Here is a 21,951-nt window from a genome sequence, read left to right on the forward strand (position 1 = left end):
ATCCCAAGCCGAGGGCCTCCCGTTCAGGGCTCCCTCCATCCCAACCCAAGCGACTTCTGGATCGCGATCCAGCCATTTGTCATGGCGGCGATCGCCCGATCGAGATTTGCTCTGGCCTGTTCGCGCTGGCGGATCGAAGTGTTGAGTTCGCCTTGCGAGATTACCCCCGCGGCGCGGCGTTGCTCGTTAAGCTCCGCAGCCGTGTCGGCCTGCCGACTGATCTGCGCCAGCGCGGCTACGTTGGCTCTTTGTTGCCCGAACCGAGCAAGCGATTGTTCGGCGTCGCGTAGTGCGCCCAGGACCACTTCAAGATAGCGCGCTTCGGCCTCGTCGCGCGCACTCTCGGCCTGATCGATCGATGCTGCCGTGCGGCCGAAATCAAGCAGGTTCCACTGCAGCCGCGGCAAAGCGATTGCCGATAAGTTGCCCGGGTCCAGGATGTCGTCAGGCTCCGATCCGCCCAAACCGAGAATCCCCATGAAGGAAATCTTGGGGAAGCGAGCAGCCTCTGCCACGCCAATGCGCGCATTCGCCGCGGCCAGCATGCGTTCGGCGGCTCGAACATCCGGCCGCCGCGCTATTAGCGCTGCGGGATCGCCCACCGCGACCCGTTCGGGGGGAAGCGGAATTTCGGCCTGAGCCGCCAGGAGCCCGTCGAGTGCGCCGGGCGCTTCGCCCGTCAGCACCGCGAGTGTGTCCTTGAACACATCGATGTCCGCTTGAGCTTCGGCGATCTGCGACTTGAGCAGTTCGAGCTCGGCGTTCGCGTCACCGACCGGAAACAGTGCGAGAGCGCCCTGTGTATAGCGCTGATAGGTCAGTTCGAGAATTTGCTGCTGCAAGTCGCGCTCTCGCTGGACAAGCTCGAGTCGCCCCTGCGCTTCTCGCAGGCTCACATACGCCCGCGCGACCTCGGCGGCGAGCTGGACTTTCGCATCCTCGGCGTTCGCCACCGAGGCCGCAGCCTGAGCGTTAATGGCCTCGACACGCCGTGCCTGCCCCCCAGCGAAATCGATCTCCCAGTTTGCATTGAGCCCGACGTTGTAGACGCTGAGGCTGTCCTGCTCTTCGGTGTCTGCAGGAGCGCCGGGCGATCCCGGGGGCGGGCCGCTGCCGATATCTAGCCCTGGGATATTCGCCTGGACCGCAGTCGCCTGCGCAGCCACGGCGGGTAGCCGGTTGGCGCGCTCCTGGCGGACAGAAGCCCTTGCCTGTTCGATGCGAGCGCGCGCCGCGGCCACGCCCGGATTGCCGACCAGCGCGCGCGCCTCCAGCTCATTGAGAACCGGATCGCCGAGCAGCGTCCACCAGTCGCCGGCAATCGGCGCTAACGGATCGATTTCGGGGCCGGCGCGTACGAACGCATTGCCTGCGGCGGTCGCAAGTTGCGGGGGGCCGGCATAGTCGGGACCGGACATGCAACCCGCGAGGAGCGCCATGGGAGCGAGGAGGGTTAGGGTCTTGCGCATAGAGTTCTCAGTGCATCGAAAGGGATACGTTCTTCGGGAGAGGCTTGAGGAACAGTACTAGCGGCACCGTGACCAGGGTAATCGCGCCCATGGCGAAAAAGACATCGTTGTAGGTCATCACGAACGCATCGCGCTGAATGATGCCGGAAAGCATCTCCAGCGCGGCCTGTGGGCTGCCCAGCGACGCCGTCATGCCGTCCAGGTATTCCTGTAGCCGGGGGCTGTTAGCGTTGAGGGTTTCTTCCATGCGCCGACTATGATGCCACAGGCGCTGATCCTGGAACGAGGCAAGCCCCGCGAGCGCAAACGAGCCCCCGAGGTTTCGCGCCGCGTTGAAGATGCCCGAAGCATCGCCGGCATCCTCCTTGGCAACCGAAGCTACCGTCGCCTGGTTGAGGAACATCATCGTGAGGATCATGCCGATGCCGCGCAGGAGCTGGCTTTCGGTGAACACTCCACCTCCCGATTCCGCTGTCAGATTTATGCTAACGAAACAGCTTAGCGCCATGATGAACATGCCCGCGCCCACAGCAATCCGGATGTGAATCCTTCGTATCATGAAGGGCAGCACAGGCATCAGCAGGAAGGCCGGAACACCCATCCAGAAGATTACGAACCCAGTCTGCAAGGCGTTGTAGTCGGAGATTATCGCAAGAAATTGCGGGATCACGTAGGTCGAGCCATACATGACCATGCCAAGCGCCAGTGCCATCACCACGACGCTGGCAAACTGCCTGCTGAGCATCAAGCGCAATTTGAGCACCGGTTTGCGCGCGTAAAGCTGCCCGTAGGTCAGAAGTGCAAATCCCACGACCGTCATCAGTGTGAGCTGGACGATCAGCGTGGAATCGAACCACTCCTCACGGTGGCCTTCTTCAAGCACGATGGTCAGCCCACCCAGCCCAAGGATCATACCAGCTATTCCCGCCCAATCAGCCTCGCGCAGGTAAACCCAGTCGGGCTTTTCATGGGGTAGCCCGATGAAGAGCAAACCAAGGAGCAACGCGCAGACGGGCACGTTGACGAAGAAGGCGTAGTGCCAGCTCAGGTTCTCGGTAAGCCAGCCCCCCACCAACGGGCCCATTACCGGCCCAAGAACCACGGTCATGCCGAAGAGCGCCATGCCGATCGGCTGTTGCGATGGAGGCAATCGCTTTGCGACGATGGTCATGGCGGTTGGAATAAGCGCGCCGCCCATGAACCCTTGACCGGTGCGACCGATGATCATCGTCGTCAGATCGGTGGCAATGCCGCACAACACCGAAAAGGCCGTGAAAGCAGAAACCGCGACGATGAGCAGCGTGCGAAGGCCGAGCAGTCTTTCCAGCCACGCGCTCAGAGGGATGATGATGATCTCGGCAACAAGGAAGGCTGTCGCGATCCAGGTGCCCTCGGTTCCGGTGGCGCCGATTTCCCCCTGGATCGTCGGCAGCGCCGAATTGACGATCGAGATGTCAAGCGTTGCCAGCATCGCCCCCAGCGCGCCGGCGGCTACGGCGATCCAGGCCGTAGCATCGGCCTTTTCGACCGGCGGCGAAACCCCTGCAGCGGCGCCTGCCATCGGTCAAGCTCCCGCCGCGTTGCGGATCGAATCGAGTTCGTCTCTGGCGGCGCGCGTATCGACACTCGCGACAACAGACATGCCCGGCACCAGTAGACGCAGAATCTCGGGCGAAGCCTGAATGGATATGCGCACCGGGACGCGCTGAACGATCTTGGTGAAATTACCCGTCGCGTTCTGTGGCGGAAGGATTGAGAATTCCGCACCGGTACCCGGCGCGATGCTCTCCACTCTTCCTAATAGCTCGAGGTCCGGCAGCGCGTCGATTTCCAAGGTGACGGGTTGCCCCGGGCGGACAAGTCCGAGCTGCGTTTCCTTGAAATTTGCTGTCACGTAGAGGCGGTCGGTCGGTACGACGCTCATAAGGCGTTGGCCAGGCTGGACAAATTGTCCAGGTCGGACCGTGAGGTCACCCACCCGCCCGGAAATACTGGCCTGGAGCGTGGTCGATGACAGGTTCAGACGGGCGGCCTCGAGTTGCGCACGAGCGGCGTTGGCTTGCGAATTGGCCTGGTCTATCTGCTCGCTAAGCGTGTTCTGTCGGCGCTGTGCCGCCGTGAGCGCGGCGCGCGCTGCCGCGACTTGAGCCTGCGCTTCTCTGGCCTGGGCCTCCAGCTGATCGAGCCTCTCGCGCGGCTCCGCTCCCGAAGCGGCAAGGGGGCGGTACCGGACAACCTGCTCAGCAGCGAGACCAGCCTGTGCAGATGCCGCTGCGAGTTGTGCACGGGCCTGGGCAATTGCCGCGTCCTGCTCTTGTTGCTGGGCGCGTACCGTATCTGCTCCGGCGAGCGACGCGGCGATCTGGGCTTCGACCTGGTTCGTTTGGGCACGATAATCTCGCACGTCCAGCTGGACAAGTGCATCGCCCGACGCGACCGTTTGATTCTCCGTCACTAATACGCGCTCGACGTAGCCCGCAATTTTGGGGGAGATGATGACGCTGTCGGCGGCAATGTAAGCGTTGTCGGTGGACTGCTGGAATCTGCCGTACGTCTGATGATTGTAATACCAGTAGCTCCCGGCGAGCAGGACCAGAATGCCGGCGATCAGCAGACCCAGCCGGACCCGCGGACTGGACAACCCCGTCGGACGTGCGCCTTCATCGCTAGCCCCTGCTGTCTCGTCCGCCATGATTATTTCGCTCCTCGCCATCGTTTGAGCCGTTGCGCGAGCGATATAGCGGCCAAAACAAAATGCGAAAGTCCTTTACTACTTTTCTCCGATCGTTAGGAATGTCTCATGACGGAAGATGAGGGCACTCTCGCACTCGACAATGTCATCACCGACGACAATCGAATGATCTTCATGATGGACGAGATCAGCCGCGCCGCGTGCAAGCCATTCGATGACCGAGCACAGCCGCTGGCCTCAATCGTACGCAGTGGCGTGTGTTGGCGCAGCTCAGAGCTCCTGCCCTGAACCAGACGGACATCGCCAGGCGACTTGAAATCACATCCTCCAGCAGCGGCCTGGAAGACATGACGCCTTCGCGCATGAATGACCGGACGCGGCTTGCGCAAGTCATAGCAATATACGGTCGTCACGGGCTGGGCGGCATCGCGTCCGTGTTGGGACTAGGCCGATCTCAAATCTAGAAACATCCGATACGCCCGGAGGCCCCGGTCGAGGCGATTGCGCCAGGAGACGAGCCTCGGTCATGTTCTATAGCGGACACCCCAATGGAGCATGCGGAACGCGAACTTTCCATGCATCGGCACCTCTGCCGGACGAACAAACCGCTGTCGGCGTGCTAGATGGAAACTAGCGCAAACTTCTCCGTAGTGGGGTGGATCGGTGGCATTCTGATGCTTACGACCATCGCTTTCGCTGTGTGTTTCATCGATCCCAAACCAAATCAGGGAACATATCTCGTCAGGTTTGATCGCTCAGTGGAAGGCCTTCAGCCGGGATCGACCGTAACACTATCGGGAGTTCCTGTGGGTCGGGTAACATCGGTCCGCCTGGCGGAAAATGGACCGGAAAACGTGCTCGTTGTTCTGACTCTCGATCCTTTTGCGGCGAAAGTCCTTGGCCTTGAAGCGACAATCAGCACCAATCTGATTACCGGCGAGGCTGCGCTGGTGCTCGAGGGCCGACGGGGTCGTCAGGGCATTTACACCGACAAGTCAGGAAAAAAGATCATTCCCGCCGCGGACGAAACCGGACTATTCGGGAGGGATGCGACCGCCACTGTAGAGACCGTGGCAAATAGCATTCGCGCTCTGAACGAAGGACTGGAGCCAGAAAAGCAACGGGTGATCACCTCCGATCTTGTCCGGCTTCGAGTCACGACGACCGCACTCGCATCGGACGCCGAAGGTTGGGACGAACAATTGGCCTCAACAAAAGGAAGATTGTTAGACTTAAGGCAAAGGGTTGGTGGATGGGGAAATAATCTTCGAGATGCAGATCGGCGGATCTCAGGCGGGAGCGCTTCGGCTATCGCGCAAAGACGCCTTCGCCAATTCAGGGAGGGGGTGCAGAACGCTGAAAACAAACTTTCCCAGATAAGGAGTGGCATTCCGGCGGTCGAAGATTCTCTGGTTGAAGGTGAAACGGACCTTCGCGAGCTTAGTCGCGAACTTGCTCCTCTCAGTTAAAAAACGAAAATATTCAGGTTGAGGGAATTACATCAAATCCTCCCCTCCCAGACTATCGGGCTAAAAGAAGAGAAGCTGGAGCGAACATCGATGATTTAAAATAAACCGAACGGATGACTGCTTCCGGGCAGAGCGCGCAGCCCGTAGAATAGCGGAGATTGGAGCGCAAAGCGGATAACGACCTACTCCGCGGTCAAGTTCGAAATTGAAATTCCGAGTCCTAAAAAAGGCATCGAACCAATACATTAGAGGGATTTTGCGGGCCTTTTGCGGGCTTTTCAGCTTGACCGAAATATCTAAACATCAGAAATTAAACGGAAAAGGAGTTCGAATGTGATGCCTCTTCTGGCACCATTTGAACATTCATTACAGCTCGCGATCAAGCGGAAATTTTCGAAAAAGAATCGCGAAGTTTTTGAGGGATCGGGCCGCGGCTCTTACTTGCCCGCACCGACACCATCGCGCGACGCATGAGCCAAGACTTCACGTAGTTCTGGGTGTGCACGGCTTGATCCCCGCAATGACGGGCCCATAAGGCTATGCTGTTTGTTCGTTTGCCACAAACTGCAGCTCCTCGAGCTGTTCGACCGTGTCGACATCGCTGGCCATCAATGCCTCTCGTGGGGCAAGAGCGACAGCACCCTTCCACTTTAGGGCACTTGCCCCCCTATCGCCGTCAAGCCTGCGCAGCTTGCTGAAAGCCGATTGCGGAAATGCGGCTGGGCATCCCATGCCTTCAGTGCCGTATTCGGTGAAAGCAATGCATTCAGAGTCGATGAGCGCCTGCAAATGCTCGGCCGTCACAAACGGCATGTCGGCAAGGGCGACCACCGCGCTCGAACAATGCCTGCACGTGCTCATGCCCTTCGCAATCGAGTTGCCCATGCCGCGGCCCGCATCGTGGTTTATGACGCGGCGCCAGCCCTTGCGAGGTTCCAGCAAGCTATCGGGATTGCAAACGAGAAACAGCTTCTCGAACCCGGCGTTCTCTGCGGCTTCGGCAGCCCAATGCCAGAGCGGCTTTCCCTGAAAATCGGCAAGCAGCTTGTTGCTGCCGAACCGTTCGCTGCGACCCGCAGCAAGAAGGACAAATGCAATGTCCGTTTTAGGACGTGACAAGGAGGTTTTCATAGTTTGCGACCACTTCTGATATTGCTGATAGGGCGAGAGCCCGGGGGGATTTGCAGGCGGGGATGATGCCAAGTGGGCTGGTAATCCGGGCGCTCGTTTCTTCCGGAATTCCCGCTGCGGTGAGCGCTAAGGAGCGCGCGATCACGGCTTTTTCGCCGCCTTGCGCTCCTATGTAGAAGGCCTCGCTGGCGAGCGCCTGTTCGAGCAATGGGATCTCCCATTCGTGATCGTGAAACAGCAGTACAACTGCGGTCCAGGCGTCGATTTCGCATTGCCTGGCCGCTCTGCCGAGCGACAGATCCTGTTTCGATCGCGTGTCGATTTCCAGCCCCATCGCCCGGGCCACTGTGGCGAACATCTCCAGTTCGGCACCTTCGCCAAAGGCCACGAGCCTCAGCGACGGCAAATATGTGCGGGCGAAGAGTGGCGATGGAAACGGCAGGTCGAGGGAAGCTTTCTTGCGCGCGTTCAGCTTGCGGACCGCCTGGCGGCACGCCAGGCGGTCCGGATGGGGCTGAAGCAGGATGTCGAGCCCGCCTCCACACGGAAGCCGGAAGTCGATTGTCGATGACCCATGGCCATAGCGGATAACCCTCGCATCTCGGGCGGATGCAATGTCCGACGCGATTTGCGCTTCGAGGCATCCGTCCGAAAGCGAGCCGACCGTCGAGCCATCGGGTCGTACAGCGAGTTGCGACCCTAGGCGGCGCGAGAAACTTCCTTCGATCCCGACGATCGTGGCGAGCCCCACGCCCGGTTCGCAGGCCGCTGCGAGGGCTTGGTGCTCTTCGTCCTGAACCGCCGGAAGGGTAAGTTTGTCGAGCATTAGTCGGGCATCGCCGCCAGCACGCGGTCCGGCGTCATCGGGTAATCGAACAGGCGTGCGCCGCAGGCGTTGTAGATCGCGTTCGCAATGGCCGCTGCACCGCCGCACATGCCGAGCTCGCCAATGCCCTTCGCCTGAATCGGGCTCGCGGCCGGGTCACGCTCCTCCACCATGATGACGTCGCAATCGGGCACATCGCGATGGACGGGCACATGATATTCGGCGAGGTCGCAATTGACGAGGTGACCGTCGCGCGGATCGAACTCCAATGCTTCCGTCAATGCAGCGCCAATGCTCCAGGTAATTCCGCCGAGGCATTGCGAGCGGGCGGTCTTGCGGTTGAGCACCCGGCCGAAGCCAAAGGCGCCGAGCATATTGTCGACCCTCGTTTCGCCGGTGAAGCGATTGACGCGAACCTTTGCGAAGAACGCGCCGAAACCGGAAGCGGTGAAATCATCCTTGATGTCGCCGGGCTCATAATGGCCTTCCCGGGCGATGGTTTCGCCGTCGAGCAGTTCGGTGATCGACTGGCCGGACGCAGCCTTGCCATCGCGAAATTCCAGTTCGTCTTCGCTGGCACCGGCGCGCTTGGCCAGATCTTCCCTGATGGCCTTGCAGGCAACGAATACGGCCGAGCCGACCGAGGCAGCGCCCCAGCTTCCGCCCGAACCCGGCCCTCGGGGATGCGCTGTATCGCCAAGGTCGACGAGCACCTTCTGGGGATCGAGGCCGAGCATCTCGCCCGCTATCTGCGCCAGGATGGTGTAGGTGCCGGTGCCGATGTCGGTCATGTCTGTTTCGACGAGCGCCGTGCCGTCAGCTTTGAGCGTCACCCGCGCTTTCGCCTCAGAGATATTGTGAACGCGCGCTGCGCTCGCCATGCCGGTGCCGACCCACCATTCGCCGTCTTGCGACTGTCGGGGCTTACGCGGGCCGCTGTCCCAACCGAAGGCTTCTGCGCCTTGGCGGAGGCATTCGGCGAGTTTGTGGGAAGAGAAGGGCAGTCCTTCCTCGGGATTTTCCTCGGGAATATTGCGGAGGCGCAGTTCTACGGGATCGATGCCAGCCTTCTCCGCAAGCACGTCCATCGCGCCTTCGAGCGCTGGCATCCCCACGGCCTCTCCCGGCGCGCGGACCGAACCTGCGGTCATCTGGTGGATGCGCGCGACATTGAGCCTGAGCTCGCGGTTTTCGCCGGCGTAAAGGAAATGGGACGACTGGAGAACGGGTTCGGCAAATGTTTCGCCTGGCAGGTTGGAGACGAGCGCCTCGTGGCCAAAGCCTGTCAGCCTGCCATCTTCGTCTGCAGCGAGCCGTAATCTCTGCGTCGTTTCGCTGCGCCGCATGATGCCCTGAAACACTTGCTGGCGCGACATGACGACACGGACCGGTCGACCAAGCTCCATTGCGGCGAGCGAGGCCGCGACGGTTTCTTCGCTGATGCCGAGTTTCGATCCGAACCCGCCGCCGACAAAACGTGAGATCAAGCGAACCTTGTCCTCTTCCATTTCAAGGGCGTCGGCCAATTCCGAGATGTTATAGTTCAGCATTTGCAGGGAGGCGCGGACGGTGAGCCTTTCGCCATCCCAGTCGGCGATGGCTGCGTGCGGCTCCATCGCTGCCGAAGCGTGTCCCTTGGTGGTATAAGTCACATCGACGCTATGCGCGGCCTTGGCCATCGCATGCGCGAGATCACCTTGGTTGACAGTTTCGTCTTCCTGCTCTTCCCGTTCGACTGCAGAGGGGTCGACGGGTGCGCCCTCTTCCTCTCGATATTCGACCTTGAGGTGCTTGGCTGCGTCGCGCGCTTCCTCGAACGTCTCGGCCACGACAAGAGCGATCGGCTGACCCCAGTAGCAGACGCTTCGCGGTTTCTGTTGCGGGGCCTCGTTGGCGGTGCCTTGCGCTGCCCGGGTCGTCAGCCGCTCATCGTCGATCACGGCGATGACGCCCGGCATTTCGAGCACGCTGTCCTTGTCGATCGAGATCACTTCGCCGCGCGTGATCGTCGCGGTCACGAGCACGCCCTCGGCACAATTCTCGATCGCGTATTCGGCGGCATAGGGCGCTTCGCCAGTGACCTTGAGCAGTCCTTCGACGCGCGGGATGGCTTCTCCCAATACGCCCTGCTTCATGTCGTCGAGGCGGTTGGCTGTGTCGGGTTTGTCCTGTTTGAGATGGACGCTCATGTCGCATCCTCCGTTGCCTGGGCGAGGACCGCATGCAGAGTGCGGCGCGCCAGCGGAATCTTGAAATCGTTCTCGCCAAAACCCTCTGCCCCTTCGAGGAGGATGTCGGCTGCCCTGTCGAAAAGTTCGGGGGAAGGGGGCTGACCCACCAGTTCCTCGGATATCCGCGGATCATGCCAGGGCTTGTGCGCCAGTCCGCCGAAAGCGAGATCGGCGCGGGAAAACACGTCGCTTTTCATCTCGATCACCGCAGCGATCGAAACGAGCGCGAAGGCGTAGGATGAGCGTTCGCGAACCTTGCGGTAGATCTGTGTCCCACCGATCGGTGCGGGCAAGGTCACGGCGGTGATCAACTCGCCGGGTTCGAGAACATTCTCGATCCACGGGGTGTCGCCGGGAAGGCAATGAAAGTCCCGGACCGCGACGCTTCGCTCTTCCGAATTGGAACCGCTGATATGCACCGTCGCATCGAGCGCGCTCATCGCGACAGCCATATCGCCGGGATAGGTGGCAATGCACTGGCTGCTGGTGCCGAGAATCGCATGCAATTTCGCATTGCCCTCGATCGCTCCGCAGCCGCTGCCCGGTTCGCGCTTGTTGCAGGGCTGATCGGGCTTGGTGAAATAGAAGCAGCGCGTTCGCTGGCAGAGGTTACCGCCGGTCGTCGCCTTGTTGCGCAATTGCTGCGTCGCCCCAGCCAGGATTGCACGCGCGAGGACGGGATAGTCAGCCCGTACGCGCGGGTGGACGGCCGTTTCCGTATTGCTAGCGAGGGCTCCGATACGCAGGCCGCCGTCTTCGGTATCTTCGATTTCCCTCAAGCCGATCTGATTGATATCGGTCAGTTGGCCAGGCGTTTCGACCTGCAGTTTCATCAGGTCGAGGAGATTGGTACCGCCGGCGATGGCGAGAGTATCCTCATCGGCTGACATTTGCGCCGCGTCAGTCAGGGTGCGTGCGCGGCTGTACTGGAACGGCCTCATGGCTTTTCTCCACCCGCCACGTGTTCGATTGCAGCGACGATGTTCGCGTAGGCGCCGCAGCGGCACAGATTGCCGCTCATGCGCTCGCGGATTTCCTCGCCGCTGATCGCGATCGATCCTTCGAGATCATCGCTCGCATCGCTGGGCCAGTTGTTGGCGATTTCCTGAAGCATCGCGGTGGCCGAGCAGATCTGGCCCGGCGTGCAATAGCCGCATTGGTAACCATCATGTTCAAGGAAGGCTTGCTGTAGCGGGGAGGGCTCGTCCGTCGTTCCCAAGCCCTCGATCGTGGTCACGCTATCGCCGTCGTGCATGACCGCGAGCGTCAGGCAACTGTTGATCCGGATACCGTTGACGATGACCGTGCAGGCGCCGCACTGGCCGTGGTCGCACCCTTTCTTGGTTCCCGTCAGGTCGAGGTTGTGGCGCAGGAAATCGAGGAGCGTCACCCGCGGGTCATCGGGGATGGAATGCTCGCTTCCGTTTACGGTGATCGTGTCAGCCACGGCTGTCTCCTTTACGGGGATCAACAGTCGGGCAGGAGAATGTGTCCGGGAATTCTCGAATGTTTGGAAAATGGACTGTCGGCAGGCCGATTCATAGCCATGTCCCAACAAAGGGGTTCGCACCCGGCGGGCCAATAGGCTAGGGCCGTTGGAAGCAAACCTTATGGAGCATGCATGGTCCGCATCGTCGCCCTTGGCGGGACAGTAAATGACAACAGCATGACGGAGACTGCGCTGCGCTTTGCGGCGCGCCATGCAGAGTCCCGAGGGGCCGAGATCAAGGTCTTCGGCGGAGACTATTTGCGCCACCTCCCGCATTATGGCGGGCCGGGACACGCGACGGGCGATGCGGTCGAACTGATCGATGCCGTGCGCGAAGCAGACGGACTTCTGATCGCCGCACCGGGCTATCACGGCACCATTTCGGGCGTTGTCAAGAATGCGCTCGATTTCATGGAGGACCTGGCGAGTGATCGCCGGCCATACCTGCATGCTCGCGCGGTAGGTCTGATTGCGACCGCTGGAGGCGAGCAAGCTTCCATGGGGACGCTCACCACGTTGCGGGCCATCACCCATGCGCTGCGCGGCTGGCCGACGCCAATGGGGGCGACGATTACTTCCCGACCGGATTTGTTCTCAGCCGAGGGGGACTGCCTGGACGAGAAAACGCGCGCGCAGCTCGAACTGGTGGGCGAGCAGGTCGTCATGGGCGCGCGCTCGCTTTCGCTTGGGGCCGGATCGGACAGTTAGCTTTCCGGCCCTTTGCGCCGCTCTTCGATATCGCGCAGGATCGCGGGATCAAGCAGGTCAGGCGCCAACCGGTCGAAACTGGCTTTCCAGCGTGGTTCTTCCGCGAGCAACCGCGCCATCTCGGCACGAGCGTCCTCCTGAACAAGCACCCGGTTGGCAAGCGGTTCGAGCAAGGCCCGGTCCCGACTGAGCGCCCACCACGCCGCCAGCCGCCGAGCTGCCTCGCGGCGGTCTCCCGCTTCCAGAGCGATTTCGAGCATGGCACGTTGGGTCGGCTCATCGCGCCAGCCGCGCTGCGCCGCCTGTACGATCGCGGCTACGGCCTGTTGTTCGTCCCCGGCGAGAGCACGAGCTTGGGCATACATCCGCAGGTTCTCGGCTGGCATCGGACGATTGGCTACCAAGCTGCGCGCAACCTCCGTGGCGGTTTCGGGATTGCGATCCAGCAGGTCTTGAGCCGTAGAGTGCCTTTGGGCGAAGGACGCGAAGACTTCCGGCACATATCGCGCCACTTCTGGAGATATCCGGGACTGGCGATCGACCTGCGCGAACACGGTAACCGCGCCGATGAACCCCAGTGCAAAAAGCCAGGCAATTGTCCTCATGGGCGCGCCTCCTCGGGAAAGGCGTGTCGATAGAGAAGCGCGAATGCGAAGGCCGCAAGGCCCAGCATAGCCTGGCTGCGCAGCGGATAATCTGTGAGAGATTGCATCCTGCCCCTCCACGATATTACTCGCATAGGGATCGATCCGGACCGTCGCCGTGGCCTCGTAAACCGGCGTCATGAGGAGGGTCACGATCAGCCCTGCAAGCATGACCACCCCGATGGTGGCAGCGATCAGAAAACGCTGGCGATAGACGACGCCGCGCAGGAAGGATGCGCTGAGCGGGCCGCTCTCACGCGGACGAGCCAGTCCGTGCTGTGGCAAGAACTGGTCGACCCAATGCCTTCCGCCATCGCCGGAAGGAATAGGAGGAGAAGTGTGCTGGTTCATCGCCCGATCACCTCGCCGCGTTCGCAAAGATACCGAAGGCCGGCATGGCGCGCAGGAAATCCTGCCAGAACTGCGACAGGCCGGATATGCCGACCACGACGCGGTCTCCGGGCTGGATCACCGGATCGAGCATCGCGCCGCGCCGCACCTCGACGTAATCGAATTTCGCGACTGCAAGACCATCGGGCGTTTCGCGGAAAATCGCGACTTCGCGAAGCTTTGCGACCCGATTGGGACCGTTTGCAAGGGCCAGCGCCGAAGATAGCCGTGCGCCGGGCTGGAAGGGATAGACCCCCGGTTCCTCGACGCCGCCTTCGACGGTCACGAGATGCGACGCATGGTCGAGCACGTTGATGGTCACGCTCGGATGCTTGAGCCCGGCCTCGTCGAGCCGCCAGGTGAGTTCGCGCGACAGGTCTTGAGCACCCTTGCCGGCCGCAGTCACGGTTCCGACCAGCGGCAGGGCAACCGTGCCGTCGGAACCGATCGGGAGCCGCTCGACACTGAAGTCCGGCTCACGAAACACGGTGATCGAGATGACATCGCTGGGACGCAGCACATAGGCCGGGTCGAGAGTGGCGCTGTAGTCGTCCTGCCCCAGAGCGCTGACCGGTTCGCTGGCGACCGCACCGACTTCGACCGGCGGGGCGTTGGCGCAGGCAGACAGGCTCGCAATCGCAAGCGCAGCGCACGTCATTCGTATGCGGCCCGATCCAAACCTCTGGTGCATTAATTCGCAGGTCCCATGAGAGTTGCCAAACAGGCTAGAATGCAGGAAAAATCGAAGCAACTGAGCCTAGAGCCGCAACTGTGGGCAATCTCCCCCCCGTTGCGGCGATTTAATCGCCGTTTTCGCTATCCTGCGGCGGATCGGTCCAGCAGAAAGGGTGCGCAATGGCAGTTTATCCAACCGCTTTGAGCCTTGCTGCGGCTGCGATTTATATCGGTGTGTCAGTGCTTTGCATGCTCGCCGGGACCATTTCGCGGGACGGGGCGGCAAGAACTTCGCGATTGCAACCCGGCTGGTTTTCGATCGCGGGGCTGTTCGTCATTCTCGCGCTCAACCGAATTCTGGTGATCGAGGACCGCTTTGACGAGTATCTGCGGGATGTGGCGCGCGAAAGTGGCGCATACGAAGGTCGAACCGCGTGGCAAGGGCCGCTTTCTGTCATTGCTATCCTGCTGGTCTTGCTGGTGGTTCCGATCTTGGTGAGGAACTGGGCGCGATCACAGGGAGACAAGCGGAGGCAGGCCCTCGGTGTCGCGCAGTTGGCAGCCTTCGCGATGCTTGGCCTGATTGCGCTGCGCCTGATCTCCTTCCATCCGATCGACAGCCTGCTGTACGGCGGACTCCGACTGAATTGGTGGTTCGATGTGGGGCTGAGCCTCTTGGTCGGCTTTGCGGCATGGACTGGCTGGAAGACGTCGCGGGATCTGCCGGCTTGAGTTCAGGGAAGGTCGCCCTTGGCGATGAAGCTTGCGGTCGCTTTGCGCAGCCTCGCGAGGGATGGGCTTGCGCGCTCACCGACAGGCGGCGAATGCAGGGCATGCTTTATCGTCTGAGCAAGTTCCTTCTCCTCCCAGGCGACGAATATGGCCTCACTATCTTCGAGCTGCTTCGCCGTTGAAAGCTGATGGTCGTTGCGATGTTCGCCCAGATCGGCACGGCGCGGCATCAACACGATCGGCTTTTGCAATCTGCGGGCGAGCAGAACTGAGCCGATCCCGGCGTGCGCGACGATAAGCGTTGCGCGCGCAGCAAGGTCTTCGAAAGCCCGCGCTGACAATCGAGCGTGGGTCTCGATGTTCTGCCGCTGGAATCCGCTATGCCCGACCTGAGCGATGACCGGTTCAGGCAAATCGGGGGCGAGTGCGTCGACTGCCATCACGAGGCGGTCGAAGGGTAACTGCTTCCCCACGGTCAGCAGGATCACAATACAGCTCCTGCAAAATGCACGCGCTCTCCGTCAGCGAGATGTTGCCACTGTGTCAGGCAGCGGTCAGCGATCCGGCTCGCCAGCCTGCCGCTGAGCGACAGCTCTTCCGCATTGGCGATGCTGTCTATCCAGAGCGTGCGCGCGCCGTAAATCCTCCCCCACAGGATACAGAAAAATCCCGGCGCTGCGCCTGTAGAGATAACCACCTCGGGCCGCTCGCGCCGCACGAGGGCATGGGCCGCGAGACAGCATCGCGCCGCCCTTACCGTCTCGCGCAAGTTGCAATCGGGCAGGCCCGCGACACCGTGGAAACCGCGCGCGCGGCCATGCTCGACATCCGTGGTGGCAAGCAGCACATCGCGAGCGCTTTCGCCCCCGATAATGAGCGCAAGCTGGTCGAGGTGTCCGCCACCCGAAGCTGCAAGAAGCACGCGTGCCATCGGCCCATATCCTTGGCACGATCTGGCAAAGTCAATCGCCGCCGGGCGATTGTGCCCCTGTTCTAAAGTGCTCTTGCCACTTCGGCGGCGGCGCGCCATGCAGCGGCGCGAAGGGAGATCAAGGAAATGTCGCAATCGAAGGGGCCGCTTACAGGGCTGAAAGTCGTCGAGTTCATCGGGATCGGACCGGGACCGCATGTCGCCATGATGCTGGCGGATATGGGTGCGGAGGTCGTCCGTATCGAGCGGCAAGGCGGTCAGATCACCAATCCGGTCGTCGAACGCGCGCGTCACCGCGTCGCCGTGGATGTGAAAAGCGAGGAAGGCCGCGCATTCTGTCAGGATGCCGCGAGCCATGCAGATGTTCTGATCGAGGGTTTTCGCCCTGGCGTGATGGAGCGGCTGGGGCTGGGCCCGGACGAACTGCTCGCCGCAAACCCACGCCTCGTTTACGCCCGGATGACGGGCTGGGGACAGGACGGTCCGCTCGCCCAGGCGGCCGGCCATGACATCAATTACATCGCCATCACCGGCGCGCTCGCTGCTGTCGGCAAAGCGGGCGAAACCGCGACGCCGCCACAGAACCTCGTCGGCGATTTCGGCGGCGGATCGATGTATTGCGCGCTCGGGATCCTGGCGGCGCTCTACGAGCGCGAACGGTCGGGCGAGGGGCAGGTGGTCGATGCTGCGATCGTCGATGGTGCGACCAGCCTGATGAGCTTCTTCTTCGGAGCGCGCCACGTGCCCTATCTCACGACCGAACGCGGCAAGGGCATGCTGGGCGGAGCGGCGCATTTCTATCGTTGTTATGAATGCGCTGACGGCAAGGAGATCAGCCTCGGCGCGATCGAACCGCAATTCTATGCAGAGCTGCTCGAGAAGACCGATGCGCCTGCCGAACTGCGCGAGGGCCAGATGAACCCGGCCAACTGGGACGACTACGCCGAGAAACTCGCGGCGCTGTTCAAGACGAAGACCGCGGCGGAATGGAGCGAACTGCTCGAAGGCAGCGATGCGTGTTTCGCGCCGGTCGTCGGCGTCGACGAAGCGCGTGACCACCCGCACATGAAGGCGCGCGGCGCCTATGTAGAGCGCGACGGCACCTGGCACACCGCGCCAGCCCCTCGGTTCAGCCGGACGCCCTCCACAATCCGCGATAGCGCCATGGACGGCGGCGACGTGGTCGAACGCTGGAAAGCGGAAGGGTAGGTCGCAATGGCAGGAAGATACTTCGACGAATGGCAGGTCGGCGACCGGATCGAACACGAGATCCGGCGGACGGTGACCGAGACGGACAACCTGCTGTTCTCCACCATGACGCATAACCCGCAGCCGCTGCATCTCGATGTGGAAGCGGCCAAGGCGAGCGGCTTTGGCCAGATACTGGTCAATTCGACCTTCACATTCTCGCTGCTCGTGGGCCTGTCGGTCGGTGACACGACACTTGGCACACTGGTGGCGAACCTCGGTTTCACCGATGTCGTCACGCCCAAGCCGGTGTTCATCGGAGATACCTTGCGCGCCGCGAGCGAGGTCACGGAATTGCGTGAAAGCAAGTCCCGTCCCGAAGCGGGTATCGTCACTTTCGCGCATGAAATGATGAACCAGCGCGACGAGGTCGTCTGCCGCTGCCTTCGCAGCGCGCTGCTGCAAAAATCCTCGGGGTAAGCGGGGGCAGGGACCCCAAATCAGATTTCGTCCGTTACCTTTCCCGGAGGTGCGAATGAGCAAGGAACCGCAAAGCGTCGAGGAAGCCGTCGAGGCACTCGAAGACGTTGCCGAGCACAAGAGCGATGTCAGCATCGGTGATGTGCTGGATGAGTTCGGGCGGCGCAGTTTCGGCCCGTTCCTGATGATCTTCGCGCTGATCGAGATCACACCGGTCGGTGGGATTCCCGGCGTCCCCACTTTCCTAGCCGTGATCTGCGCCTTCATTGCCGTGCAATTGCTGTTCGGCGCCGAGCATGTGTGGGTGCCGGGCTGGATCGAGAACCGCTCCGTGAGTGGCAAGAAGCTCGGGGAATCTGCGGAAAAGCTCGCAAATAGTGCCGAGAAGCTGGATCACTGGTTCCACGGTCGGATGGAACGCTTCACGCGGCCGCTGTGGCACAAGATCGCCGCAGTGATGATCCTGCTGCTCTGCGTCACAGTGCCACCCCTGGAATTGCTGCCATTTGCAAGCAGCGCGCCGATGCTCGCGATCGCATCTTTCGGGCTGGCGCTCACGGTGCGCGACGGTTTGCTGATGCTGATCGCGATTGCCCTGTCCATCGCGGCGATCGGATTCGGGACCTATTACTACTACACCTCGGACAGCGGTTCCGAGAGTGCAGAAGGGTCCGGCGGCTTTATCTGAGCCTCTTATCACCTTCGGCAGCTTGACGGCCTGCCGCTTCGCGGCGCAAACCCTCCTGAATGGTTTACCAAGGGAGGGGAGAGACCATGCGGAGATTCTGGACGGCCGGACTGGTCGGCATTTCGGCCCTGGCGCTTTCGGCGTGCACGGAGGTCGCTAGCGAGGAACAGGCGGGAGACGGCGAAGGAGCAATCGAGCTCGCAGAATTTCCCGACCGGCCCTATTGGGGCGATACCCACCTCCACACCGACAATTCGATCGACGCGTTTGGTTTCGGCGTCCGCCTCGGCCCGGAAGACGCGCTGAAGTTCGCCAGCGGGCAGGAAGTCACCTCTACCACCGGGACCAAGGCGAAACTCGCCCGCCCGCTCGATTTTCTCGTCATATCCGACCACTCCGACGGCCTCGGATCGACGCGCAGGCTCTACAATGCTCCGCGCATGGCGGTCGTCGCGATGGGCGATGACACGGTGCTGCGCTGGTATGACATGATGCACGAAAGCCCCGAGCAATCGCAGCGCGCCATCGGCGAGCTGATTGCGGCGGCGGCGACTGACACTTTGCCGGAGGCGTTGCTGTCCTCTCCCGAGGAGCAAGAGGAAAACACCCGCGACGTGTGGACCTCGCATCTCGACATTCTCGACCGGTACAACCGGCCGGGCGAGTTCACCGCCTTTGCCGGTTTCGAATATTCATTGATGCCGGGCGGCAACAATCTCCACCGCGTGGTGATGTTCCGCGATGGCAGCGCGCGGACCAAGCAGGTGCTGCCCTATCCGGGCCTCGAGACTGAAGTCGAAGGGTTGTGGGATTACATGCTCGCTTATGAAGAGGCGACCGGGGGCCAGGTGCTCGCCATCCCGCACAACTCCAATGTTTCTAACGGGCTGATGTTCGAGCTCACCATGCCCGATGGTGGCGCGATGACCGCAGAATATGCGCGCAAGCGGGCCAATGCCGAACCGGTCGTCGAAGTCACCCAGATCAAGGGCGACAGCGAAACGCACAGTTTCCTTTCGCCCAATGACGAATTTGCAGGCTTCGGCGACAAGGGCTGGGAGCTCGGCAATCTCTCGATGACGATCCGCTCGACGCCCGACATGTACGCCGGCAGCTACATTCGCGAGGCCTTGAAGCGCGGAATTTCGATCGAGGAAAGGCTGGGCGTCAATCCCTATGCCTTCGGCCTGATCGGCTCGACCGACAGCCATACGGCGCTGGCGACGGGCGATGAGGACAATTTCTTCGGCAAGCACACCGGCAGTGAGCCAGCGGTCAAGCAACGCGCGCTCAATGGGCAGAATCTCGGCGTCACGGCAGACCGGTTCGGCTGGCATTATCTCGCGGGCGGTTATGCCGCGGCCTGGGCGCGGGGCAATACGCGCGCCGAAATCTTCGATGCGTTCAAGCGGCGCGAGGTTTATGCCACCACCGGCCCGCGCATGACGGTGCGCGTCTTCGGCGGGTTCGACTTTACCGAGGCGGACTGGGACGGTGACTGGGTGCGCAGCGGCTATGGCCGCGGCGTGCCGATGGGCGGCGAGTTGCGCGATGGCGGCAAGGCGCCGCGCTTCATGATCTCCGCGTTGAAAGATCCCGACGGGGCAAATCTCGACCGGGTTCAGGTCGTGAAGGGCTGGGTCGATGCCTCGGGCGAAATGCAGGAGCGCGTCTATGACGTCGTATGGAGCGACATGGACGAGCGCTCGTTGACTGGCGGCAAGGTTCCGGCAGTCGGCGACACGGTCGACCGCAAGACAGCGACATACACCAATGACATCGGCGCCGCCGAACTGCGCAGCGTGTGGACCGATCCCGATTATCGCGAGGGCCAGCGGGCTTTCTATTACGTCCGCGTGCTCGAGATACCGACGCCGCGCTGGACGCTGTTCGACATGGTCCGCTTCGGTATCAAGCTGCCTGAAGCGGCGATGGCCGATGCGGTCGCGCAGGAGCGCGCCTACACCTCGCCGATTTGGCTCAAGCCTGCTCCGCCTGCAATCATGGAGGTAGGGTGACCCTGTCTGGCTGGACGCGCGAACCACTCGTCCATTTCCTGATCGGCGGTGCTCTGGTCTTCGCCTTCTTCGCCTGGCGCGGCGAAGAGGTCGATCCGGCGAGCCGTGTGATCGATGTGGACCGCGAGACGCAGGCGCAGATCGCGCTCGGCTACGAACGGCTGATGGGGCGTGCGCCCACAGACGCCGAGCTCGATATGCAGATCGAGCGCTATGTACGTGAGGAAGTGCTTTATCGCGAAGCCCTGCGGCTGGGTCTGGACCGTGACGATGCCATCGTCCGCAGGCGGCTGTCGCAGAAAATGGACTTGATCGCGGCGGCGCAGGCCGAGGCGGCAACGCCCAGCGATGACACCTTGCAGGACTGGCTTGAAACCCACCCGGATCGGTTCGCCCGCGATGCGCGTTATTCCTTCGATCAGCTTTGGTTCGAGGAAGAGGCGGCGGCGCAGGAGGCGCTTACAAGGCTCGAGCGTGGTGCCGATTGGCAGGGCGAGGGAGAGCGGATCAGCCTGCCTGCCAGCGTCGATGACGAGGCTCGCCGCGAAGTGCAGGATCGCTTCGGTGAGCAATTTGTCCGCTCGCTCGATCCGCTTGAAGCAGGCGGCACTTGGCAGGGACCGATCGCCTCCGGGCTTGGCTGGCATCTGGTTCGTCTGCGCGAGGTGCAGGCAGGCGACGTGCCCCCGTATGAAGACATTCGCGATGAGGTTGAAGATGACTGGCGCGCCGCCACTGTCGCCGCGCGCAAGCAGGAGGCCTACGAACTGCTGCGAGATGCCTATCGCGTCGAGATTGCGCGATGATCCGTTGGCTGCTGGCGGCTCTCGCGCTGGCCTTGGCGATGTCTCCTGCGCGGGCGGACGAGATCAGACCTTTCGCGCTCGACTTTACGGAAAGGGTCCCGGGCGAATGGACGCTTGACTGGAAGCAACCATTTGCGGGCGGTGGACGGGTAATACCGGTCATTCCGCGCGTGCCCGCAAATTGCCGAATCGTCGGTGAACCGCGCCTGCGCGAGGGCGCTGCCGCTCTGTTGGGCAATGCCGACGTAACCTGTCGCGGAGAGATCGCAGGAGGCGAGATTGCCTTGCCCGAGCTCGCCGGCAATGCCGATGCGCTGGTGCGGGTCGCTCCGCTAGGCCGCCCGGTGCAGAGCCACCGCCTGACGGCAGGCGCACCAACCGCCACCATCCTGGCCGAGCCGGGCCGCTGGCAGGTCCTCGAAACCTATTTCATCATCGGGGCCGAGCACATTCTGATGGGCTGGGACCACCTGCTCTTCGTGATCGCGCTGGTGCTGCTGGTGGTGAAAGGCTGGGCGGTGGTGAAGGCTGCGACCGCGTTCACGATCGCACATTCGATCACGCTGGTGGCGACGACATTGGGCTACACCGGCCTTGCGCAACGCCCGGTCGAGGCGCTGATTGCGCTTTCCATCGTATTCCTCGCAGTGGAGTTGCTGCGCACCGATCGCGAGACCTGGACGCGGCGCTGGCCTTGGATCGTCGCCTTCGGGTTCGGCCTCGTCCACGGCTTCGGTTTTGCAGGCGCGCTCCGCGAGATCGGCCTGCCCGAAGGCGAGGTGCCCGCGGCATTGCTCGCCTTCAACATCGGTGTCGAGGCAGGCCAACTGCTGGTGATCGCCGCGGTAATTGCGATGCGCTGGGCGGTTGTTCGCCTTGCTCCCAAGGCAGAAGCGCCCGCGCTCCGTTTCACTACCTACGGGATCGGCATTACCGCAAGCTACTGGCTGATTGACCGGCTGGTTGGCTAGGCTCCCGGCCGACGCCCCGCTATCCGAGCAGCCCGATCAACAGGCCGAACAGCGTGAACATCAGCGTCGCGTAGCCCCCGTCGATCAGCCACAGCGCGAACGGCTTGCGGGCGAAGAGGTAATTGATGCCGAAGGTCGCGGCGACCCAGAACAAGCCCGCTGCGAAGCCCGCACTGGTGGCGAATTGGACGCCCGGTTCGGGCCCCAGGAACATCGCGAAGACGAAGGCGGCGATGAAGGAGAGCACGAAGGCTCCTCCGAATATCAGCGCCATGTTGCCGTTGGCCGCCTCTTCCTCGGTCATGCCGACCAATGCCATCCACTTCTTGCCAAACAGCGGCCCATACCAGATCCCGCCCAGTACGAATGCGGAGACACTTGCGGCAATCACGCCCAGCCAGTTCACGTCCATA

Annotated in this window: 23 protein-coding genes; 10 read left to right on the forward strand and 13 right to left on the reverse strand. The window is 62.1% G+C overall.

Going from position 1 to position 21,951, the window contains the following annotated elements:
* Window positions 1-23: 23 nt before the first annotated feature.
* Genes CCE89_RS08065 through CCE89_RS08075 form a run of 3 tightly spaced genes read right to left on the reverse strand, consistent with a single transcriptional unit; the run spans window position 24 to window position 4,161 of the window.
* Window positions 24-1,469 (reverse strand): efflux transporter outer membrane subunit, encoded by a 1,446-nt coding sequence (locus CCE89_RS08065; RefSeq protein ID WP_407640394.1) that lies wholly within the window; start codon window positions 1,467-1,469, stop codon window positions 24-26.
* A 7-nt stretch (window positions 1,470-1,476) separates the two neighbouring features.
* Complete coding sequence (locus CCE89_RS08070) at window positions 1,477-3,030, reverse strand: DHA2 family efflux MFS transporter permease subunit (protein WP_086437521.1); 1,554 nt, start codon at window positions 3,028-3,030, stop codon at window positions 1,477-1,479.
* A gap of 3 nt (window positions 3,031-3,033) precedes the next feature.
* The gene (locus CCE89_RS08075) at window positions 3,034-4,161 is read right to left on the reverse strand and encodes an HlyD family secretion protein (protein WP_234990000.1); all 1,128 of its coding nucleotides are present in this window, start codon (window positions 4,159-4,161) and stop codon (window positions 3,034-3,036) included.
* Between the two features lie 108 nt (window positions 4,162-4,269).
* Here CCE89_RS08075 and CCE89_RS08080 point away from each other — a divergent pair, with 108 nt between their 5' ends.
* Complete coding sequence (locus tag CCE89_RS08080) at window positions 4,270-4,449, forward strand: hypothetical protein (RefSeq protein ID WP_011415907.1); 180 nt, start codon at window positions 4,270-4,272, stop codon at window positions 4,447-4,449.
* Between the two features lie 335 nt (window positions 4,450-4,784).
* Window positions 4,785-5,630, forward strand: a complete 846-nt coding sequence (locus tag CCE89_RS08085) for an MlaD family protein (RefSeq protein ID WP_086437523.1) — start codon at window positions 4,785-4,787, stop codon at window positions 5,628-5,630.
* Between the two features lie 537 nt (window positions 5,631-6,167).
* On the opposite strand, the gene CCE89_RS08090 is transcribed toward CCE89_RS08085, so the two are convergent.
* From CCE89_RS08090 to CCE89_RS08110, 5 genes are read right to left on the reverse strand one after another with little or no spacing between them, the layout of a single operon-like run.
* A complete protein-coding gene (locus CCE89_RS08090) occupies window positions 6,168-6,749 on the reverse strand; it encodes a nucleotidyltransferase family protein (protein WP_159456624.1) in 582 nt (193 codons plus the stop codon).
* Window positions 6,736-7,587: an XdhC family protein gene (locus tag CCE89_RS08095; protein ID WP_086437525.1), complete on the reverse strand. Its 852-nt coding sequence runs from the start codon at window positions 7,585-7,587 to the stop codon at window positions 6,736-6,738. The genes CCE89_RS08090 and CCE89_RS08095 overlap by 14 nt, the downstream gene beginning before the upstream one ends.
* Complete coding sequence (locus tag CCE89_RS08100; protein WP_086437526.1) at window positions 7,587-9,776, reverse strand: xanthine dehydrogenase family protein molybdopterin-binding subunit; 2,190 nt, start codon at window positions 9,774-9,776, stop codon at window positions 7,587-7,589. Before CCE89_RS08100 ends, CCE89_RS08095 begins: the two co-directional genes overlap by 1 nt.
* Window positions 9,773-10,759, reverse strand: coding sequence for an FAD binding domain-containing protein (locus CCE89_RS08105; RefSeq protein ID WP_086437527.1), 987 nt, complete (start codon window positions 10,757-10,759; stop codon window positions 9,773-9,775). The genes CCE89_RS08100 and CCE89_RS08105 overlap by 4 nt, the downstream gene beginning before the upstream one ends.
* Entirely contained in the window at window positions 10,756-11,265 is a 510-nt protein-coding gene (locus CCE89_RS08110; protein ID WP_086438038.1) for a 2Fe-2S iron-sulfur cluster-binding protein, read from the reverse strand. The genes CCE89_RS08105 and CCE89_RS08110 overlap by 4 nt, the downstream gene beginning before the upstream one ends.
* Window positions 11,266-11,439: 174 nt before the next feature.
* Here CCE89_RS08110 and CCE89_RS08115 point away from each other — a divergent pair, with 174 nt between their 5' ends.
* Window positions 11,440-12,015, forward strand: coding sequence for an NADPH-dependent FMN reductase (locus CCE89_RS08115; protein ID WP_086437528.1), 576 nt, complete (start codon window positions 11,440-11,442; stop codon window positions 12,013-12,015).
* On the opposite strand, the gene CCE89_RS08120 is transcribed toward CCE89_RS08115, so the two are convergent.
* Window positions 12,012-13,010 (reverse strand): Wzz/FepE/Etk N-terminal domain-containing protein, encoded by a 999-nt coding sequence (locus tag CCE89_RS08120; RefSeq protein WP_086437529.1) that lies wholly within the window; start codon window positions 13,008-13,010, stop codon window positions 12,012-12,014. The genes CCE89_RS08115 and CCE89_RS08120 overlap by 4 nt on opposite strands.
* A gap of 7 nt (window positions 13,011-13,017) precedes the next feature.
* Window positions 13,018-13,707, reverse strand: coding sequence for a polysaccharide biosynthesis/export family protein (locus CCE89_RS08125; RefSeq protein ID WP_086437530.1), 690 nt, complete (start codon window positions 13,705-13,707; stop codon window positions 13,018-13,020).
* 314 nt (window positions 13,708-14,021) lie between these two features.
* Between CCE89_RS08125 and CCE89_RS08130 the strand changes: the two genes are divergently transcribed.
* Window positions 14,022-14,456: a hypothetical protein gene (locus CCE89_RS08130; RefSeq protein WP_159456625.1), complete on the forward strand. Its 435-nt coding sequence runs from the start codon at window positions 14,022-14,024 to the stop codon at window positions 14,454-14,456.
* A 2-nt stretch (window positions 14,457-14,458) separates the two neighbouring features.
* Here CCE89_RS08130 and CCE89_RS08135 read toward each other — a convergent pair whose 3' ends face one another.
* Window positions 14,459-14,944 (reverse strand): glycosyltransferase, encoded by a 486-nt coding sequence (locus tag CCE89_RS08135; protein WP_086437532.1) that lies wholly within the window; start codon window positions 14,942-14,944, stop codon window positions 14,459-14,461.
* Window positions 14,941-15,387, reverse strand: a complete 447-nt coding sequence (locus CCE89_RS08140; protein WP_086437533.1) for a glycosyltransferase family protein — start codon at window positions 15,385-15,387, stop codon at window positions 14,941-14,943. The genes CCE89_RS08135 and CCE89_RS08140 overlap by 4 nt, the downstream gene beginning before the upstream one ends.
* A 126-nt stretch (window positions 15,388-15,513) precedes the next feature.
* Here CCE89_RS08140 and CCE89_RS08145 point away from each other — a divergent pair, with 126 nt between their 5' ends.
* From CCE89_RS08145 to CCE89_RS08170, 6 genes are all read left to right on the forward strand, one after another.
* Window positions 15,514-16,596: a CaiB/BaiF CoA transferase family protein gene (locus CCE89_RS08145; protein ID WP_086437534.1), complete on the forward strand. Its 1,083-nt coding sequence runs from the start codon at window positions 15,514-15,516 to the stop codon at window positions 16,594-16,596.
* A gap of 6 nt (window positions 16,597-16,602) precedes the next feature.
* The gene (locus CCE89_RS08150; protein WP_086437535.1) at window positions 16,603-17,055 is read left to right on the forward strand and encodes a MaoC family dehydratase; all 453 of its coding nucleotides are present in this window, start codon (window positions 16,603-16,605) and stop codon (window positions 17,053-17,055) included.
* 55 nt (window positions 17,056-17,110) lie between these two features.
* Window positions 17,111-17,743 (forward strand): exopolysaccharide biosynthesis protein, encoded by a 633-nt coding sequence (locus CCE89_RS08155; protein WP_086437536.1) that lies wholly within the window; start codon window positions 17,111-17,113, stop codon window positions 17,741-17,743.
* An 86-nt stretch (window positions 17,744-17,829) separates the two neighbouring features.
* Entirely contained in the window at window positions 17,830-19,761 is a 1,932-nt protein-coding gene (locus tag CCE89_RS08160; protein ID WP_086437537.1) for a DUF3604 domain-containing protein, read from the forward strand.
* A complete protein-coding gene (locus CCE89_RS08165) occupies window positions 19,758-20,567 on the forward strand; it encodes a peptidyl-prolyl cis-trans isomerase (RefSeq protein WP_086437538.1) in 810 nt (269 codons plus the stop codon). The genes CCE89_RS08160 and CCE89_RS08165 overlap by 4 nt, the downstream gene beginning before the upstream one ends.
* The gene (locus CCE89_RS08170; protein ID WP_086437539.1) at window positions 20,564-21,538 is read left to right on the forward strand and encodes a HupE/UreJ family protein; all 975 of its coding nucleotides are present in this window, start codon (window positions 20,564-20,566) and stop codon (window positions 21,536-21,538) included. The genes CCE89_RS08165 and CCE89_RS08170 overlap by 4 nt, the downstream gene beginning before the upstream one ends.
* Window positions 21,539-21,557: 19 nt before the next feature.
* On the opposite strand, the gene CCE89_RS08175 is transcribed toward CCE89_RS08170, so the two are convergent.
* Window positions 21,558-21,950 carry a DUF1761 domain-containing protein gene (locus tag CCE89_RS08175; RefSeq protein WP_086437540.1) on the reverse strand — a complete coding sequence of 131 codons (393 nt, stop codon included), beginning with the start codon at window positions 21,948-21,950 and terminating at the stop codon, window positions 21,558-21,560.
* Window position 21,951: the final 1 nt, after the last annotated feature.

The organism is Altererythrobacter xiamenensis (assembly GCF_900177715.1).
Lineage (GTDB): Bacteria > Pseudomonadota > Alphaproteobacteria > Sphingomonadales > Sphingomonadaceae > Erythrobacter > Erythrobacter xiamenensis.